The organism is Streptomyces sp. NBC_01275 (genome assembly GCF_026340655.1).
GTDB lineage: Bacteria > Actinomycetota > Actinomycetes > Streptomycetales > Streptomycetaceae > Streptomyces.
Map to the genome: position 1 here is coordinate 4,162,347 of NZ_JAPEOZ010000001.1, position 16,950 is coordinate 4,179,296.

16 protein-coding genes and 1 pseudogene are annotated in these 16,950 nt (G+C 70.1%); 10 read left to right on the top strand and 7 right to left on the bottom strand.

The window, feature by feature from the left end; all coding sequences use genetic code 11:
* Positions 1-83 precede the first annotated feature (83 nt).
* From OG562_RS18130 to OG562_RS18150, 5 genes are all read right to left on the bottom strand, one after another.
* A complete protein-coding gene (locus OG562_RS18130) occupies positions 84-1,280 on the bottom strand; it encodes an NAD(P)/FAD-dependent oxidoreductase (protein ID WP_266398902.1) in 1,197 nt (398 codons plus the stop codon).
* 92 nt (positions 1,281-1,372) lie between these two features.
* Complete coding sequence (locus OG562_RS18135; RefSeq protein WP_266398905.1) at positions 1,373-2,317, bottom strand: RNA polymerase sigma-70 factor; 945 nt, start codon at positions 2,315-2,317, stop codon at positions 1,373-1,375.
* 116 nt (positions 2,318-2,433) lie between these two features.
* Complete coding sequence (locus OG562_RS18140; protein ID WP_266398908.1) at positions 2,434-3,771, bottom strand: hypothetical protein; 1,338 nt, start codon at positions 3,769-3,771, stop codon at positions 2,434-2,436.
* 289 nt (positions 3,772-4,060) lie between these two features.
* Positions 4,061-4,642 (bottom strand): potassium channel family protein, encoded by a 582-nt coding sequence (locus OG562_RS18145; protein WP_266398911.1) that lies wholly within the window; start codon positions 4,640-4,642, stop codon positions 4,061-4,063.
* On the bottom strand, positions 4,639-5,217 hold the full coding sequence (locus OG562_RS18150; protein WP_266398912.1) for a hypothetical protein: 579 nt from the start codon (positions 5,215-5,217) through the stop codon (positions 4,639-4,641). The genes OG562_RS18145 and OG562_RS18150 overlap by 4 nt, the downstream gene beginning before the upstream one ends.
* Positions 5,218-5,602: 385 nt before the next feature.
* On the opposite strand from OG562_RS18150, the gene OG562_RS18155 reads away from it, so the two are divergent.
* From OG562_RS18155 to OG562_RS18170, 4 genes and pseudogenes are all read left to right on the top strand, one after another.
* Complete coding sequence (locus OG562_RS18155; protein WP_266398913.1) at positions 5,603-7,021, top strand: sodium:proton antiporter; 1,419 nt, start codon at positions 5,603-5,605, stop codon at positions 7,019-7,021.
* Between the two features lie 209 nt (positions 7,022-7,230).
* Positions 7,231-7,557, top strand: coding sequence for a carboxymuconolactone decarboxylase family protein (locus OG562_RS18160; RefSeq protein WP_266398914.1), 327 nt, complete (start codon positions 7,231-7,233; stop codon positions 7,555-7,557).
* Between the two features lie 126 nt (positions 7,558-7,683).
* Positions 7,684-9,120, top strand: a complete 1,437-nt coding sequence (locus OG562_RS18165; protein WP_266398916.1) for a DUF2252 domain-containing protein — start codon at positions 7,684-7,686, stop codon at positions 9,118-9,120.
* A 229-nt stretch (positions 9,121-9,349) separates the two neighbouring features.
* Positions 9,350-11,710, top strand: a pseudogene (locus OG562_RS18170) (arylsulfatase).
* A gap of 161 nt (positions 11,711-11,871) precedes the next feature.
* On the opposite strand, the gene OG562_RS18175 reads toward OG562_RS18170, so the two are convergent.
* The gene (locus tag OG562_RS18175; RefSeq protein WP_266398918.1) at positions 11,872-12,165 is read right to left on the bottom strand and encodes a hypothetical protein; all 294 of its coding nucleotides are present in this window, start codon (positions 12,163-12,165) and stop codon (positions 11,872-11,874) included.
* 407 nt (positions 12,166-12,572) lie between these two features.
* On the bottom strand, positions 12,573-12,743 hold the full coding sequence (locus OG562_RS18180) for a hypothetical protein (protein WP_266398920.1): 171 nt from the start codon (positions 12,741-12,743) through the stop codon (positions 12,573-12,575).
* Between the two features lie 859 nt (positions 12,744-13,602).
* On the opposite strand from OG562_RS18180, the gene OG562_RS18185 reads away from it, so the two are divergent.
* The 6 genes from OG562_RS18185 to OG562_RS18210 all read left to right on the top strand — a co-directional run bounded on the left by OG562_RS18185 (position 13,603) and on the right by OG562_RS18210 (position 16,903).
* A complete protein-coding gene (locus OG562_RS18185) occupies positions 13,603-13,851 on the top strand; it encodes a hypothetical protein (protein WP_266398922.1) in 249 nt (82 codons plus the stop codon).
* Between the two features lie 92 nt (positions 13,852-13,943).
* The gene (gene lxmK, locus OG562_RS18190) at positions 13,944-15,041 is read left to right on the top strand and encodes a class V lanthionine synthetase subunit LxmK (protein ID WP_266398924.1); all 1,098 of its coding nucleotides are present in this window, start codon (positions 13,944-13,946) and stop codon (positions 15,039-15,041) included.
* Positions 15,034-16,119: a T3SS effector HopA1 family protein gene (locus OG562_RS18195; RefSeq protein ID WP_266398926.1), complete on the top strand. Its 1,086-nt coding sequence runs from the start codon at positions 15,034-15,036 to the stop codon at positions 16,117-16,119. Before lxmK ends, OG562_RS18195 begins: the two co-directional genes overlap by 8 nt.
* Before the next feature lie 53 nt (positions 16,120-16,172).
* Entirely contained in the window at positions 16,173-16,367 is a 195-nt protein-coding gene (locus tag OG562_RS18200) for an LxmA leader domain family RiPP (RefSeq protein WP_266398929.1), read from the top strand.
* A 61-nt stretch (positions 16,368-16,428) separates the two neighbouring features.
* Positions 16,429-16,611, top strand: a complete 183-nt coding sequence (locus OG562_RS18205) for an LxmA leader domain family RiPP (RefSeq protein WP_239766125.1) — start codon at positions 16,429-16,431, stop codon at positions 16,609-16,611.
* A gap of 97 nt (positions 16,612-16,708) precedes the next feature.
* Complete coding sequence (locus OG562_RS18210; protein WP_266398932.1) at positions 16,709-16,903, top strand: LxmA leader domain family RiPP; 195 nt, start codon at positions 16,709-16,711, stop codon at positions 16,901-16,903.
* Positions 16,904-16,950 lie beyond the last annotated feature (47 nt).

The following is a 16,950-nucleotide window of genomic DNA, read 5'->3' on the forward strand; positions in this document are numbered from 1 at the left end:
GCCGAGTGCACACAGGTTGAAGGCCCCGCCGGTTCGTCCGGCGGGGCCTTGGACGTCAACAGACGACGTCAACGCCTGGGGAGTCAGGCCGGCGCCTTGACGGCTGAGCTCGCCTGGGCCCGCTCCTGCACGACGCGGCGGCGCCGGGTCGGCATCCCGAGCGTCGGGTTGGCGACGCTCCAGGCCGCGCCTTTGCAGATCAGCTCCTTGTAGACGGCGGCGAGCCGTCCCGTCAGCGCCGCCCGGACGGCCCGGTCGTCGGCGGTGACGTACTGGATCAGGCCTTCCCTGCGGCCCAGCGAGATGCACTGGTTGAAGTAGCGGAGCGGCGCGGTGGAGAGCTTCCCGCCGGTCAGGCGCGCCGCGATGGCGTCGGCGGCCTGCCACGCGGTGGGGGTGCCCGAGGCGCACGACATCCGCAGCGGCTTGCCGCCGGGCCCCATCACCATGGCCGCGTCGCCGATGGCGTACACGTCGGGGTGTGAGACCGAGCGCATGGTCCCGTCGACCACGATCTGGCCTGTGCCGGTGACGTCCAGGGTGGTGGCCTTCGCGATCGGGTGGACCGCGAAGCCGGTGGTCCACACGGTGACCGCGGCCGGGATGGACCTGTCGTCGGCGGTGGCGACGCGGTCGGCCTCGACGCCGGTGACGGCGGTGTGCTCGTGCACGGTGACGCCGAGCTTGTCGAGGACCTTCCGCAGGTGGCGGCGGCCCTTGGGCGAGAGCCAGTCGCCGAGCCCACCGCGGGCGGCGAGGGCGACGTCGAGGTCCGGGCGGGCCTCGGCGATCTCGGTCGCGGCCTCCAGGCCGGTGAGGCCGCCGCCGACGACGACCACGGGCTGTCCGGCGTCCAGGCGGGCCAGGCGCTCGCGCAGCCGGAGCGCTCCGGGACGGCCGGCGATCTCGTGGGCGTGCTCGGCGGCGCCGGGGACGCCGTGGGTGTTCCAGCCGCTGCCGAGGGCGTACACGAGGCTGTCGTACTCCAGCTCCTCGGCGCCGGTCGCGGCGATGACGGCGACGGTCTTGCGGTCGACGTCGACGCTGGTGACCCTCGCGAGCTTCAGTTCGACGCCGGTGCCCGCGAACATCTCGCTGAAGGGCCGGGGCCTGAGATCCTGGCCGACCGCCAGCTGGTGCATCCGGACGCGCTCGACGAAGTCGGGCTCGGCGTTGACGAGGGTGATGGCGACGTCGTCGCGGCACAGCCGCTTGGCGAGGCGCCCAGCGGCGATGGCTCCGGTGTATCCGGCTCCGAGGACGATGATGCGGTGCTGCATTTCGCTGCTCCTGTCTCGCGCGGGTTCGCCACCTGAACCGGGCGGCCCGCCGTTTCCTGACAGGAACGCGATGTGAAGCACCTCACATCGGGTCAGAAGGCGGTGAGCAGGGGTTCCCCGTGGTCGGCGGCCGCCCACCGCTCGGTCGCGCGTTCGAGCTTGTCGGGGTTGACCTGGTTGCGGAACGCCGCGATGCCCTCGGCGGTGACCTGCAGGCACATGACGCCGACGACCCGGCCTTCGACGACCACCACAAGGGCGGGGGCGCCGTTGGCGGTCGCGGCGTAGACCTCGGGCGAGCCGCCGACCAAGGCGCGCTTGGCCTCGCTGGGTTTGAACAGGCCCCGCATGAACTTCGCGACCGCGAGGGCGCCCTCGAACGCCTTGGCGCGGGCTGGGACCTTTCCGCCGCCGTCGCCGATCGCGATGGCGTCTTCGGTGAGCAGCCGCACGAGCGGCTCGGTCCGGCCGCTGGTGGCGGCCGTGAGGAACTCCTCGACGATCCGCCGGGCGGCGGCCTCGTCGATCTCGGTGCGGGCCCTGCCGTCCGCGACGTGCTTCTTGGCACGGTGGAAGATCTGCTGGCTGGCGGCCTCGGTGATGTCGAGGATCTCGGCGATCTCCCGGTGCGGGTAGTCGAAGGCCTCCCTCAGCACGTACACCGCCCGCTCGTTGGGGGAGAGGCGCTCCATGAGGGTGAGGACCGCGTACGAGACCGATTCGCGCTGCTCGGCGGTGTCGGCCGGGCCGAGCATCGAGTCCCCGGCGAGCAGCGGCTCGGGGAGCCATTGGCCCACATAGGTCTCGCGCCGCGCGCGGGCCGAGGTGAGCTGGTTGAGGCACAGGTTGGTGAGGGCCTTCGTCAGCCAGGCCTCGGGGACCTCGATACGGTCGACGTCGGTGGCCTGCCAGCGCAGGAACGTCTCCTGTACGGCGTCCTCGGCCTCGCTCGCGGAGCCGAGGAGGCGGTAGGCGATGGCCTCCAGGCGGGGCCTGGACGCCTCGAACCGGTCCACGTCGTTCATGGTCAGGGCCATGGCCCGGATCCTAGCTCTCGCGGCGCGCGACGGCAGTCGGGTTGCGGCCCCTCCGGCGTAAGTCCCTCTGTGCAGGAGTCAAGGGGACTCGGCGAACCGTTCACTCGGCGAACCGTTCACTCGCCGCCCTCCGGCCGCTTTGCCACCAGCTCGGCGTCGAGGGTGGCGCGGCCGGTGGCGGCGAGGAGGGCGAGCAGGGCGAGCACGGCCAGCAGGATGATGACCAGCAGCAGGATGGTCAGAGCCGTCGGGTGGTTCCAGAGGGCGAAGACGAGGGCCACGATCAGCAGGGCGGCCAGGGCGATCCACCGGCGGTGGTTCTGGGTCCAGGTGCCCACCCGGCCGGTGCGGACCTGGTGGCCGTACGCCCACTGTGCCGTGGAGTCCGCGGCGCGCTCGGATGTGCCCCGGATGGCGCGCGGCAGCCGTCCGGGGCCGATCAGGTAGGCGCCGAGCGCGATGACCACACCGAGCACGATCGCCGTGCGCAGGCTGACCCTGAGGAAGTGCACCAGGGTGTCGAAGACGGCTGCCGCGGCGGCTTCCGACTGGACCTGGGGCGGGAGGTGGTCCAGGTAGTAGCGGCGGGCGATGACCAGGACGACGGCCACGACCAGGCAGGCGAAGGCCGCGCCGAGGGCCGTACGGGCCAGGGCCCGGCGGCGACGGTGGGCCAGCAGCACTCCTCCCGCGCCGATCACCACGACGAGCACGGGAAACCAGTTCCCGATCACGTCCAGCAGGTGGGCGCCCTTGCGGATCTTCTTCAGTTGGTCGGACTGGAAGAGCACCATCTGCTTGTCGACGTCGGGAATCTTGGCGGCCGGGGACAGCCCGGCGTTCACGAGCGCCTCTTTGACCTGGTCGACGGCTTCGCCGACGTCGAGGGTGACCGTCCCGCCTTCCACGCCCACGGCGCCACGGCCCTGGCCGGTGAGCGCGTGCACGACCGCGGCGTGGGCTCTCCGGTTGGCGTTCGTCCAGATCCGCTCGAAGCGGTCGCTCTGCACGAAGCGGGTGGCCACCTTCTCGACCGTGTCGTTGACCGCGGAGTCGAGCTGCGGGCCCAGCCCCTTCACGGCCTGCGCGGCGCGGGGCGGCAGCCCCTGCGACTGCAGCCAGGCCGCGATGTCCGCGGCGGCCTGGCTGCCGTTCACCCGTGCGTCGGCGGCGTGGGTGATGCGCTTGACCGCCGCGTCCTCGATCGCCGGATCCGAGGCCAGCGGCGAGACCGTTTCCACGTACCGGTCGGTGTCCAGCGCGATGTCGTGCACCCACACCGTGAGCAGCGCGACCGGCACCAGGATGCAGGTGAGCACGATGAGCACCGCCGAGGCGGTGTTCCGCGTGACCCGTACGGCCGCCGAGCGGTGCTTGGGAGCGCTTCCCGCCGCATCACCCGCGCTCCCCTCTGGGACGGCATCGGGCTCGGACGGCTCGTGCGGGCTGGTCATGGGGGCTCCCGGGCTCCTGGAGGATCGACCTGCCTCCATTTCCGCCGCTTTACGGCGATACGGCCCGCCCAGGTGGGCCGTACGGGCGAGACGGGGTCAACCGCCGGAGTGGTGGCGCCGGCCCGCTCCGCCAGGACAACGGTTGGGATCTCCGCCGGACGCGGTGCCACGTACAGCCGCGTCGGCCGTGCCCCCGACCGGCGGAGCCCGACAAGTGCCGGCGGGGCGGCCGCGACCGATTCGCCCCTCGCGACCGGCGGGACCGCTTGCTCGTCGCTGGCCCGTGCTCCTAGCGGTGGGTCTCCTCGGGGGGCTGTGCGCCGGAGACGCCTCCGGGTTGTCGGCGCCGACCGACAGCGCCCATGATGATCTTGATCGCGAGCCCGAGGATGACGAGATCAGCGATCATCTGCCCGGTGACCACGAGCCGAGCCGCCTCGCCCTTGGCCGTAACGTCACCGAACCCGACCGTCACGAAGACGGTGACGGCGAAGTACAGCCCGTCGGTGTGCGTCAGCGGCCCGCCGAAGTTGCTGTCCGACATCGCGGCCATGACGACATACGTGCCGGCGAACAGCAGCAGGAACAACGGAACGCTGGTGGTCAGGGCCTCGACGGCCCGCAGTCCCGGGAACGGTGACCGGAGGATCGAGCGCACCTGAAACGCGATCAACCCGATGAACGCCGCCAACCCGATCACCAGCGTCGTGACGGCGAACCAGGCCGAGGAGTGGTCCAGGGGCAGCAGAAAGTACAAGGTCACCAGCGCGGCGGCGGATCCCGCGATCCGCAGAACAGCCCGCACGATCGTGCGGCGCGGGAGTCTGGACTCACGCCGGGTGTCCGGCCCGGGGCCGGCGCTGTCAGTCACTGGCCGCGGTGTGCGCGGGAGGGCTCACCGACAGCGGCGCGCACCCAATCGTGAGCACTACCGGGGTCGAGGGCGGCGAGAAACTCTGTGAGAGGGCCATCCCAGCTCTCTTTCGCACGTGTCGCCGCCGCAGCGGCGACCCTCTGCCGCGTGTCCGTGTCCTTGCAGCGAACCAGCGTGACGGCGGCATCGGGGCCGGCTTCCGCGAGGATCCTGTGGGCTTGCTGCGCGTCGGATCCGACGTGACCTTTGCGCACTCCAGCGGCGTGGGCCCCGACCCTTGCCCCTTTCAGTGTGGCGAACAGGCCCATGAATCCGACCATCCATGAGAGGGATATGCGGAACAGGGCGTTCACAAAACCGTTGGCCGTCAGCACACGAGACTCGGTCACCCTCAGCGAGCCGTCGGCGTTTCCTCTGATCACGACAGCAGTCGTGCCGCCCTCGCGGGCCTTCCTTCGGAAGCCTCGCCCGAGCGACGCCAGCATGCGTTCGGCGCGCTGGCGGTTGTCGAAGCTGGCGATGACCACCGATTCCTGCCCGGAGTGCGCGACCGAGGCGGTCTCCGATGTCATGGGGAGCGTCCTTCGCAGCCGAGGGACCGAGATCAAGACCTGGCTGAGGGCACAGCCACGCTTGCTCGATGGGCTTGCTGTCCCATTTTAGCTGTTCAGAAGCCCGCCGCTCTATCGATCATGGTGCATATGGCCATGTTGCGCACCTCATGGATCATCCGCATGCGCACCAGCCGCGTCGGGCGGTGACGCCGGCGGGCCCGCGACGCGTGTCGGTGCCGCACTCGGGATCCGGCCCCGCGACACTGATCCCGATGGGCCGTCGCGGGGCCCGAGGCTCCGATGCCCCCGCGCCAGAGGCAGGTGCGGGGTGAGCGGGTCCGCGCAGCGCACTCTCCCTGCTCCGCGGTCACTGCTGTGCGTTACGACAGGAAGCGTGGGCGTCATGAGTGGTGGGAGCGCCTGGACCGGAGCCGCGGTCGCGGCCGTCACCGCCGGCTATGCGCTGTTCTCGCGCCGCCTGGCCTCGACGCCGGTGTCGGCTCCGATGGTGTTCACCGGCTTCGGCGTGCTCATCGGGCCCATCGGGCTGGACGTTCTCGATCTGGGCCACGACGTGGGCCCGGTGCTGACGTTGGTCGAGGCCGCCCTGGCCCTCCTGCTGTTCACCGACTCGATGACGGTGCGCCGACGCGACCTGCGCACGGGCGGCTTCCTGCCCCTGCGTCTGCTGGCCATCGGCCTGCCGTTGAGCATCGGAGCGGGGTGGCTGCTGGCGTGGCCCTTGTTTCCGGGCCTGACCCTCTGGGAGTTCGCGCTGCTCGGCGCGGTTCTCGCCCCCACCGACGCGGCGCTGGGCAAGACCGCCAGTTCCAGCCCGCGTGTCCCGGCTCTCGTGCGGCACGGGCTCAACGTCGAGAGCGGTCTGAACGACGGCCTGGCGCTGCCGTTCTTCCTCATGTTCCTCGCCGCGATCCCCGGCACGATCGCCTCCGAGGAGGGCGTGCACGGAGTGTTCTGGCGGGCCCTGGTGGTCAGCACCGCGGTGGGGCTGGCCTTCGGCTGGGTCGGAGGGTGGTTGTCGACTCTCTCGCGGTCCCGGGGCTGGGTGACGGGCGAATGGCAGCAGGTGGTGGTGCTGGCGGTGGCGTTCTGTGCGTACAGCGTGGCGACGGCCTTGGACGGGAGCGGCTTCATCGCCACCTGGATGGGCGGGTTCGCGTTCGGCGTCGCACTGCGCCAGGGCGAGCCTGCGGGCGAGGAGTCGGCGGGCGTGGAGCCTGCGGGCGTGGAGCCTGCGGGCGAGGAGTCGGCGGGCGAGGAGCCTGCGGGCGTGGAGCCTGCGGGCGAGGAGTCGGCGGGCGAGGAGCCTGCCAAGGAACGGCGGCCCGCCGACCTGGCCGAGTACGTGGGCGGGCTGCTGGGGACCCTGAGCTTCCTGGTGTTCGGCGCGGTCCTGCTCGGCCCGGCACTGGAGCACCTGAACTGGCGCATCATCACCTACGCCGTGCTCAGCCTGACCGTCGTCAGAATGCTTCCGGTGGCCCTCGCGTTGGCCGGCACCGGCATGCGGCTGCCCACCGTGGCCTACGTCGGCTGGTTCGGACCCCGCGGCCTGGCCTCCGTGGTCTTCGGACTCCTCGTGGTGGAGGACCACGTGCCCGGAATCGAACTGCTGGGCCAGGTCATCGCGGTCACCATCGGCCTCAGCATCCTGCTGCACGGCATGTCGGCTCCGTACTTCGCCGACCGCTACGGGAACTGGTACGACGCCGCGCAGGCCGCCGCCCCCGACCTGCACGAGGCCCAGGACGCGTCGGAAGGCTTCGGCAGACAACACGGCGGCTCACGACGCCTGCGCTGACCGGGCGGGATCTGTCGGCGCGGTCCGCCGCCGTCAACCCGGGTGGCCGGGGTCCGATCGTCCGGCCGGACGATCACCGGCCTGCCCGCCCTCGGGCGCCAGGCCCGAATGAGTTCTAGGGTTGAGGGAGATCCAGGGGTCGCGGAAATCCGTTCCTTCCGCCTGCCTCCCCCACTCCGGCCCCGAAACAGACCAGGAGGGCATGCGACATGTCCACTGCATCTGACACCCCTGTCCTGGACACCCTCGCCGCCATGACGGTCGACTCGATCGAGCGATGCGGCATGGCCCCGGACATGCTCCTGCTCATGCGTATCGCGGCACTCGCCGCCTCGGACGCCCCGCCCATCTCCTACGTGGCGCATATCGACCCCGCGCTCAAGACCGGCCTGACCGCCGACCAACTACAGGACGTCCTGGTCGCCATCGCGCCCATCGTGGGCACCGCCCGCGTCATGACGGCAGCGGGCAACATCGCCAAGGCACTGGGCATCGCCATCGCCGTCGCCGATGCCGAGATCGAGGACCAGGGCTGAGAGCAGACACCCACCCGGCATCGTTGATCCCCGCGGCCGACATCCGAGAAGGCCACGAAGCCCTTCTGTCCGAGGTGCCCTGTGCCGGGCGTCCCATGGCCGCAGGACCAGGCAGGAGGGCTTTCGATGTCCCAGAACGCGACCACGGCCATGCGCGCGGCGCCCCACACCACGCCCGAGGAACGCGCGGCTCGCGGCAAGGAGGCGCGGCGGCGCTCGCCGCGGTCGGGCCATGCCGTGTACGAGCCGTCTCCCGACCGGCCGGACCCGCTGGCGATCCTGGAGACACAGTCCGCGGCACGGGTGCAGGAACTCGTCCCGATCCGCTACGGCCGGATGATGGAGGCCCCGTTCCGCTTCTACCGGGGCGCCGCCGCGATCATGGCGTCCGACCTGGCCGGCACCCCGGTCTCCGGGCTCACGGCCCAGCTGTGCGGGGACGCGCACATGCTGAACTTCCGTCTGCTCGCCTCGCCGGAGAGGCAGTTGATGTTCGACATCAACGACTTCGACGAGACGCTGCCGGGCCCCTGGGAGTGGGACGTCAAGCGGCTCTCGGCGAGTTTCGTCATCGCGGGCCGGGCGAACGGCTTCGACGACGCCGAGCGCGCCCGCATCGTGACCTCCACGGTCCGCTCCTACCGCGAGGCGATGATCCGGTTCGCCGGCGCGGGCAACCTCGACGTCTGGTACGCGAAGATCGACGCGGACCTCCTCGAGTCCATGGTCAGCGGCCGACTCCACGGAACGAAGCGCGGTCAGAAGAACCTGGCCAGCGCCATGGCGAAGGCCCGTACCCGCGACAGCCTGCAGGCCTTCGACAAGCTCACCGAGACGGTCGACGGCCGACCCAGGATCGCGGCGGACCACCCGCTGCTCGTCCCGGCCGCCGACCTGCTGCCGGACGTCGAACGCAGCGCCCTGGAGCGCCAGTTCCGCGGTCTCATCGAGCGGTACGGCCGCACTCTCGCCTCCGACCGGCGCACGCTCCTGGAGGACTACCGACTGGCGGACGTCGCCCGCAAGGTGGTCGGCGTCGGCAGCGTCGGCACCCGATGCTGGATCTTCCTTCTCCTCGGCCGGGACGGCCAGGACCCGCTCTTCCTCCAGGCCAAGGAGGCCGACACCTCCGTGCTCGCCGCACACGTCGGCGCGAGCCGGTACCGCAACCAGGGCGAGCGGGTGGTCTCGGGCCAGCGCCTGATGCAGGCCGCGAGCGACATCTTCCTCGGCTGGGAACGAGTGGACGGGATCGACGGCAAGAAGCGCGACTTCTACGTCCGCCAGCTGCGCGACTGGAAGGGCATCGCCGTGCCCGAGAGGATGCGGCCCAAGGACATGCAGGCGTTCGGCGAACTGTGCGGGGTCACCCTGGCCCGTGCGCACGCCCGGTCCGGCGACCGCATCGCGATCGCCTCCTACCTGGGCGGCGGCGACTCGTTCGACCGAGCACTCGCCACCTTCGCCGAGGCATACGCCGACCAGAACGAGCGCGACCACCAGGCCCTGGTCGACGCGGTACGCGCAGGCCGTCTCCCCGCGGAGGAACCGCCGACGGCCTGACCCGGTCCTCGCTCACAGAGCGAGGACGGGACACCGCGACCCCGGTCGCCGCGGTGACGGTGGCGGCCTAGCGTGGAAGTGCCGGGGCTCACCCCAGCCGACGGCCGGCGACAGGGCCTCCTGTCCGGCCATCCGATCGGGATCCCGCGTCGGCGACAAGGCTCTGTTGTGACAGTCGCATGCACGGACATCACCGGTGCTCGCGCCGGCTGGTGGGACGGAGGCCGGAATGTCGCAGAAGTCATGGAGTGAGTACAGGCCGGGGCAGGGGTTTCCAGGGGTGGTGGGGCGGACGACGGATGAGTCGAGCCCGGCGTGGCCGCAGCCGGTGCGGGCGGTGCCGGGTGCACCGAACGTGCTGGTGATCGTGTTGGACGACGTCGGGTACGGGCAGTTCGGCTGCTATGGGAGCCCGATCGAGACGCCGAATCTGGATACGTTGGCCGCGGGCGGGCTGCTGTACAGCAACATGCACACCACCGCGCTGTGCTCGCCGTCGCGTTAGTGCATCGTGACGGGCCGCAACCACCACGCGAACGGGATGGCGGCGATCACGGAACTGGCCACTGGCTATCCGGGCTACAACGGGCAGATCCCGCCCGAGAACGGGTTCCTGTCGGAGATGTTGCTACAGCACGGCTACAACACGTACATGGTCGGCAAGTGGCACCTGATGCCCTCGGAACAGGAGTCCGCCGCGGGGCCTTACGACCGGTGGCCGCTGGGGCGGGGCTTCGAGCGGTTCTACGGGTTCCTGGGCGGGGACACGAGCCAGTGGTATCCGGACCTGGTGTACGACAACCATCAGGTCGAGCCGCCGGCGACGCCGCAGGAGGGCTACCACCTGACGGAGGACCTGGCCGAGCGGGCGATGTCGTTCATCGCCGACGCCAAGCAGGTCGCCCCGGACAAACCGTTCTACCTGCACTTCTGTACCGGTGCGGCACATGCCCCGCACCATGTGCCGAAGGAGTGGGCGGACCGTTACCGGGGGCGGTTCGACGACGGCTGGGACGCCTACCGCGAGCACACCTTCGACCGGCAGAAGGAGCTCGGCGTGGTGCCGGCGGACGCGCAGTTGTCGCCGCACGACCCGGACGTGCCCGCGTGGGAGTCGCTGTCCGCGGACGCGCGGCGCCTGGCCGCGCGGATGATGGAGGTCTATGCCGGGTTCCTCAGCCACACGGATCACCACATCGGGCGGCTGCTGGACTTCCTGAAGGAGACCGGCGAGTTCGACAACACGCTGATCATGGTGGTCTCCGACAACGGGGCGAGTGCCGAGGGCGGGGTGACCGGTACCACCAACGAGCTGCAGTTCTTCAACAACGCCCCCGAGTCGCTGGAGGAGAGCCTGGCCAGGATCGACGAACTGGGCGGCCCCAAGACGTTCAACCACTACCCCTGGGGCTGGACTTGGGCGGGCAACACCCCCTTCCGGCGCTGGAAGCGGGAGACCTACCGCGGCGGCGTCAGCGACCCCTTCCTCGTCCACTGGCCCGACGGCATCCGGGCCCGCGGTGAGGTCCGCGACCAGTTCGCGCACGTCATCGACATGGTGCCCACCGTCCTCGAGGTGCTCGGTGTCGATCCGCCCGCAACCATCCGGGGCGTGACCCAGTCGCCCCTGCACGGGGTCAGCTTCGCCCACACCTTCGACGATGCCTCCGTGGCGAGTCGCCACCGCACTCAGTACTACGAGATGTTCGGGCACCGGGCGATCGACCACGGCGGATGGCGGGCGGTCTGCCCCTGGCCCGGACCCTCCTTCGCCGAGGCCGAGCGGCCGTTCGGCGCGCCGATCACCATGGCGGACCTGGACGACCTCGACGCCCGCCACTGGGAGCTCTACCACGTCGATCAGGACGTCGCCGAGACCAGGAACCTGGCCGAAGAGCACCGCAGCAAACTGATCGAGATGATCGCCCTGTGGTATGTGGAGGCCGGCAGGTACAACGTGCTGCCGATCGACGGCAGCGCGTTCGAGCGCGTGATGATCGAGCGCCCGCAGATCACCGAGGACCGGACCAGCTACACCCTCCGCCCCGGCACCCAGGTCCTGCCGGCCGCGGTGGCCCCCCGGGTCCTCAATCGCCCGCACAGCGTCACCGCCGACGTCGAGATCCCGCCCGGCGGAGCGGAGGGCGTCCTGCTCTGCCAGGGCACCAACGCCGGCGGCTGGTCGCTCTATGTCAAGGACGGCCACCTGCACTACGCCCACAACTACGTCCAGCGGGCCCTGTACCACGTGGGTTCGAGCGAAACCGTGCCCGAGGGACGGCACACGCTGCGCTTCGAGTTCGAGCCCACCGGCGCGCCGGACATCACCCACGGCAAGGGCGCACCGGGCCGGGCACAGCTGTACGTCGACGGCCGCCTGGTCGGCGAGACCGACATGCCCTTGACCACCCCCATCGCCTTCAACCCAGGCGGTATGGCCTGCGGCGCAAACCCGGGATCGGCCGTCACCCCCGACTACCGGGCACCGTTCCGGTTCACCGGCACCCTGCACACCGTCACCGTCGACCTGTCAGGCGACCTGATCGTCGACGCCCCGAGCGAGATGCGCATGCACATGGCCCGCCAGTAGCCGTCTCCCACTCGTGGGGTGCCCTGCCCTGAAGCACCTGAGTGGAACTGCTGGGCAGGGTCGTCGCGATCGCCGTCGGCCTCAGGCTCGATCCCCTGGGCAAGCCCGAGACGTGCGGCAGCGTCCCTGAGTCGCGCCGCGGCACGGGACTGCGGCGTGGCTCAGCCGTCTCCGTCCAGCAGCCATCGCAACTCGATCTCGAGCCATTGGCTCTCCTGGCGCCACGTGTCCAGAGCGGTCACCAACTGGCGGCTCACGGCGCCGGCCGTCAGCGAGCGCCACGGGCAGCCGGCGAGGAAATCGACGAGTACTCCGATCCGCACGTCATGGCGGGTCACCGGTGCCGCGTCGGCCGCTCCGTGTCCGTTGATCGCGGCGAGCGCGAGACGGCTGACCATTTCGGGGGTGAGCGCCCGCCACGCGTACGGTGTCAGCGCCTCGCTCACTGCGCGCACGCGCGCATCACTCAAGGAAGCCGGCCGCACCATCGGAAAAGCCCTCCGCAATATCGTCACATATTGCGCAGATCGTAAAGGGCACGTCGGGGCACGTCCAGGCGTGGGTGTTCAGCGGGACGCCTGGGCCGGGCCAGGACGTCAGGACCTTCTGCTCGGCGGGTCAGGCGTCGCAGGCGGCCTGCATCAGCCGCTGCCCGGCGACGCTCCGGTGGTGCCGCATGACGGAAGGACATGGCCATGGACGAGCTCGCGCCGGAACTGCCAGCGGCTGTGCGCGGTTATGGGTGAATATGGTCGGCTGTTGCCCACCGCTTCCAATCGCCGCACGAGCGGTAGGACTCACCTCTTTACCCCGCCATGCACAGACGTCCGGCGGGGCAAAGAAGGCTGTTCGATTGCAGCCGCTACGGCTGTACGGAGTTGTAGCCGCTACGGCCAGCCTGTACGGAGTTGTAGCCGCTACGGCCCGCCGAGTCGTCGTGATTGAGCTTGTTCGCGACAGGGTAGGACAGCGCCAGCACGCCGATGACTGCGGCCAGGATCAGGAAAAGGGTGGAACTCTTGACGGTCGCCATTCAATAACTCTCTTCATATCGGGAACATATGCAGGAAATCGAATCTCGATTCGGATGCGATTCCCGCAGGTCGCGCCGACTTTCGGCTACCGCACAATGCCGCGCCGAAGTGGCTTGAGGAGCGTAACAATTCCGCTGGAGGCTGCACAACACCAACTTTCCCCGGAGGGGGGAAATGGCTGGTTGTGATTCTTTGGTGCTGATATGTGTGCCCAGATGTGCATACCTGCAGGTGAGAAAGTGCAGTTCACCTTGAGTTCGGGGTTCAGCGCAACGCCTGACAATAAATGAGCAACAGGGCCCTGCCTTGATCTGTCCGTGAGGACCTGAAGTCGTCTTCGCCCGCACCGCAAAACGCTTCCGCACCGCACTCGTCACCGCCGTACTCACCGGCTCCCTCTGCGGCGGAACGGCCCTCGACCCCCGAGCCGCCCCGCCGCGGAGGTCCGCCCCAACTACCCAACGGAGTGGACCGCGCGATGAAGGCGGTCGCCCGTTCCCGCATCGCCCAGCACACCCGCGACTCGGAGGTGCGGGGCAGGTGCCCAGGCGCCCGTGGTCGCGCACCAGCCGGCGGTGCAGCATCAAGATCCCGTGGGCGCGCTCCACGATCCACCGCCCGGGGATCGGCACGAACCCGGTCTGCGTGGGGTTGCGCTCCACGACCTCGGGAGCAGAACATCCCGAACGGCTCCCAAATATCTCCTATCTCCCTGATCCACAGCATCGTCACTTTTCCCCGCCCCGGTGCCGACGGCATCAAGTTGACCGTCGACTGCACCAACATGACAGCGGTTTCTGTGGAGTGCCCGGCCGGACCCTGACAAGGTTTTGGGCAGCGGGAAAATTAGGGGGAAGCATGAAGAGGAATTTCCATCAGGCTGTTTCCAGGTCCGTCGTCCGTGTTGTCGTCGGGGCCGGAGCGGCGCTGTTGATCGGCGTGTCGCCGATGATGTCCATATCTGCTTCGGCGGAAGTGCAGAGCGAGTCCGGGACGTATTCCAGCGAGGCTCCCGGTGTGCGCCTTTCCGACGTTGTCACCCATCTGCCCACCGAGATTCAGGCGAACATTCTCCGGCTCGCCGGCCTGGTCAACGGCTGGCAGTAGACGGTCATTCGACTCTCTGAATTCTGTGAGGGCTTGTGGGGAAAAGTAGTGCGGCGACGTTCAAGCCGCGAGATCTGGACGAGGTTCCGTCGGTGGACGCGCTCCTCGCCGAGCTGGGGACCGGACCTTTCGTCCGGGACACGCTGACGGCGCCGGTCGGGCGGAACGACTCCTGGGTGGGCGCCACCACCAGCGGGCGGAAGGTCTTCGTCAAGCACCTGATCGGGCCCGAAGCGGATGTCAGGGCCCGGATGCGTCGGCTGCTGTCCTTCGAGCGCTTCGCCGAGGGACTGCCGACGGCGGCGTTGCGGGGCCCGGCGTTCCTCGGCGCCGACGAGGCGGCGAGCCTGGTGGCGTACGACTACGTCGAGGGCGCCAGCAGCGGCGCGGAGTTGATGATCGAGGAGACCTTCGGCCCCGAGCTCGCCGAGAACGTCGGCCGGGCCATCGGGCTGCTCCACGAGGCGCGGCTCACCGGTTCCCCGAAGTTCGACCAGTCCCCGCCGCCGCATCCTCCGCTGAGCTTTCTGCAGGGACTTCCCCTCCCGGTGTTCGAGTCGCTGAGCTTCGCGGAGCTCCAGGGGTGGCGGCTGATGCAGACCGACGAGGCCCTGGTCAAGGCCATCGGGGAGCTGCGGGACCGGGAGCGGGACGCACCTCGGGTGCCGTCCCACTGCGATCTGCGCGTGGACCAGTTCCTGGTGACGGGCGAGGACTTCCTGGTCACGGACTGGGAGGAGTTCCGGCTCGCGGATCCGGCGCGTGACGTCGGCGCGTTCGCCGGGGAATGGCTGCACCGGTCGATCCTCGACATCGTCACCACCCGCGGCGACTCGGAGTTCCTGGACGTCGAGTTGACGCACGAGGCGGTGCTCAGCCGCGGGGTGCAGAAGATGCAGCGGCTGCTTCCGCTGGTGCGCGGCTTCTGGCACGGATACCGGCAGGTGCGGCCTCGGCTGGACGCCACGCTCGCCACCCGGGCCACCGCCTACGCCGGCTGGCATCTGCTGGACCGGCTGATGGCCGGCGCGTCGCGGACGTCCCGACTCTCGGGCATCGAGCGGGCGGCCGCCGGCATCGGCCGGGCGGCGCTGATCAGCCCGGAGAAGTTCGTGGCCACGCTCGGATTCGAGGAACGCGAGCGAGCCGCGGGCGAGGCACCGGACAACGTGAGGAAACCGCATGAGTGAGAGCCCTGTGGGAAACCCGCCCCATCCGGAGCCGACCCGTCCGGAGGCGGCCCATCCGCTGCCGCCGCATCCGCCGTCGGCCCCTCTGCTGTCGGCCCGGCTGCGGGAGGCCCTCGACCGGGTGACCGTCGCCCCCGACCGCTCCCGCGCGAGGGTCGACGACCGCGAGGTCGAGGCCGACAGCCCCCGGGAGATGCGCCGACTGCTGGCCGAAGCCCTCTACGACATCCTGCACGCGGGGCAGTTCGTGGAGAAGGGGGCGCTCTCCTTCCGGCTGCGCGACGAGGCCTTCGAACGCGTCCTCGGCGCCGCGGTGCCGCATGAGCGGAGCACCGCCCGCGCCCGGGTGCACATCCCTCCGGCCGAGAGCGACGGTACGGCGGCGCGCGCCCTGGTCGAGCGGGACGGGGTACGGGTGTGGGTGCCGGCCGGGAGCGTCCGCGAGGCGGCGCCGCTCTCCGCGGGCCAGGTGGTGACGCTCGACGTGCCCGCCCGTCGGCCCGCTCTGTCGCCCGGTTTCTTCGTCGTGGACGGCTCGCTGCCGCGCAGCCCGCACCGTGAACTCCTGCGCGTCTACGTCCACGTCACGCGCTGGGAGGACGCGGCCCCCGTCTGGGCGAGGGCGCTCGGTCATCTTGAGGAGCAGGGGGTCGCGTACCGTTCGAAGATCCTCTCGGCCAAGGCGCTGTACCCCCGACGAGACGCCCTGGTGGTCTACCTGGGGCAGGAGTCGTGGCAGCGGGTGCCCGGGCTGGCCGAGGCGCTGCGCGAGGCGCCCGGCGTCGGGCAGGAGACCTCCGTCTTCGCCGAGCCGGTGGCCCCCGGGGTCGCCGTCGCCCGGGAACCCGAGGACGACCGCCCCGGCATGTCCGGCCTCAGCTTCGGACAGCACCGGGCCACCGCCCTGGCCCATGCCCTGCTCGACAGCGCGGCGGACGGAACGCCCGTCGAGCAGACGGTCGTGGCCCGGTTCACCGAGGCGGGCATCGACCCCGCCCGTCCGGCGCACAACAGCGCCTCCCCCGAATTTCCGGCGGCGCCCGAAAGCCCGCAGGAATCGAACCTCGTGTCTGTCTGAGGCGACGGCACGGCACGGGAATCCGATATCGATATCGACACAAGGAGAATTCAATGGACAAGTCCCTGGCGATCATGGAGCTCGTCTCGCATTACGACGCCTACGCGGACGTCGACGAGCTGAACATGACGGCGGCGGCGGACGCCCCGACGTCGACCCCCGTCTGTGCGGTGAGCGTCGCCAGCTCCAGCTGGTGCGCCGCCTCGGCGAGCGCGGTCAGCGGCGCCACCTACGAGCTGACCTGCTGACCGGTCGCCCCCTCAAGCCTGCCGGCAGTCGCCGGCAGTAACCGCAAGGAGAGGGAGTCCCATGGAGAAGACCACCGCGATCATGGAGCTGATGGCCGGATACGAGGCCTACAGCGACGCTCGTGAGCTGAATGTGACGGCCGCCGCCGAGGCGCCCGCCACCTCGCCCGCCTGCCTCGCCAGCGCCACCGCCAGCTTCGTCGCCAGCCAGTTCTCGGCGAAGACGATCGCAGGCGGCTGCTGAACCCAGGAACTCTCTGTTTTTTCGCATCGCCGGCACTCGCCCACGCGAGAACACCGGATAAGCCGGATAAGCCGAAGGAAAAGGAAAGAGGAATTCGATGGACAAGTCCCTGGCCATTATGGAGCTCGTCTCGCATTACGACGCCTACGCGGACGTCGACGAGCTGAACATGACGGCGGCGGCCGACGCCCCGGCGTCGACCCCCGTCTGTGCGGTGAGCGTCGCCAGCTCCAGCTGGTGCGCCGCCTCGGCGAGCGCGGTCAGCGGCGCCACCTACGAGCTGACCTGCTGACCGACCGCACCTTGAACCTGCCGACGTATGTCGGCAGCGCTCCGCGA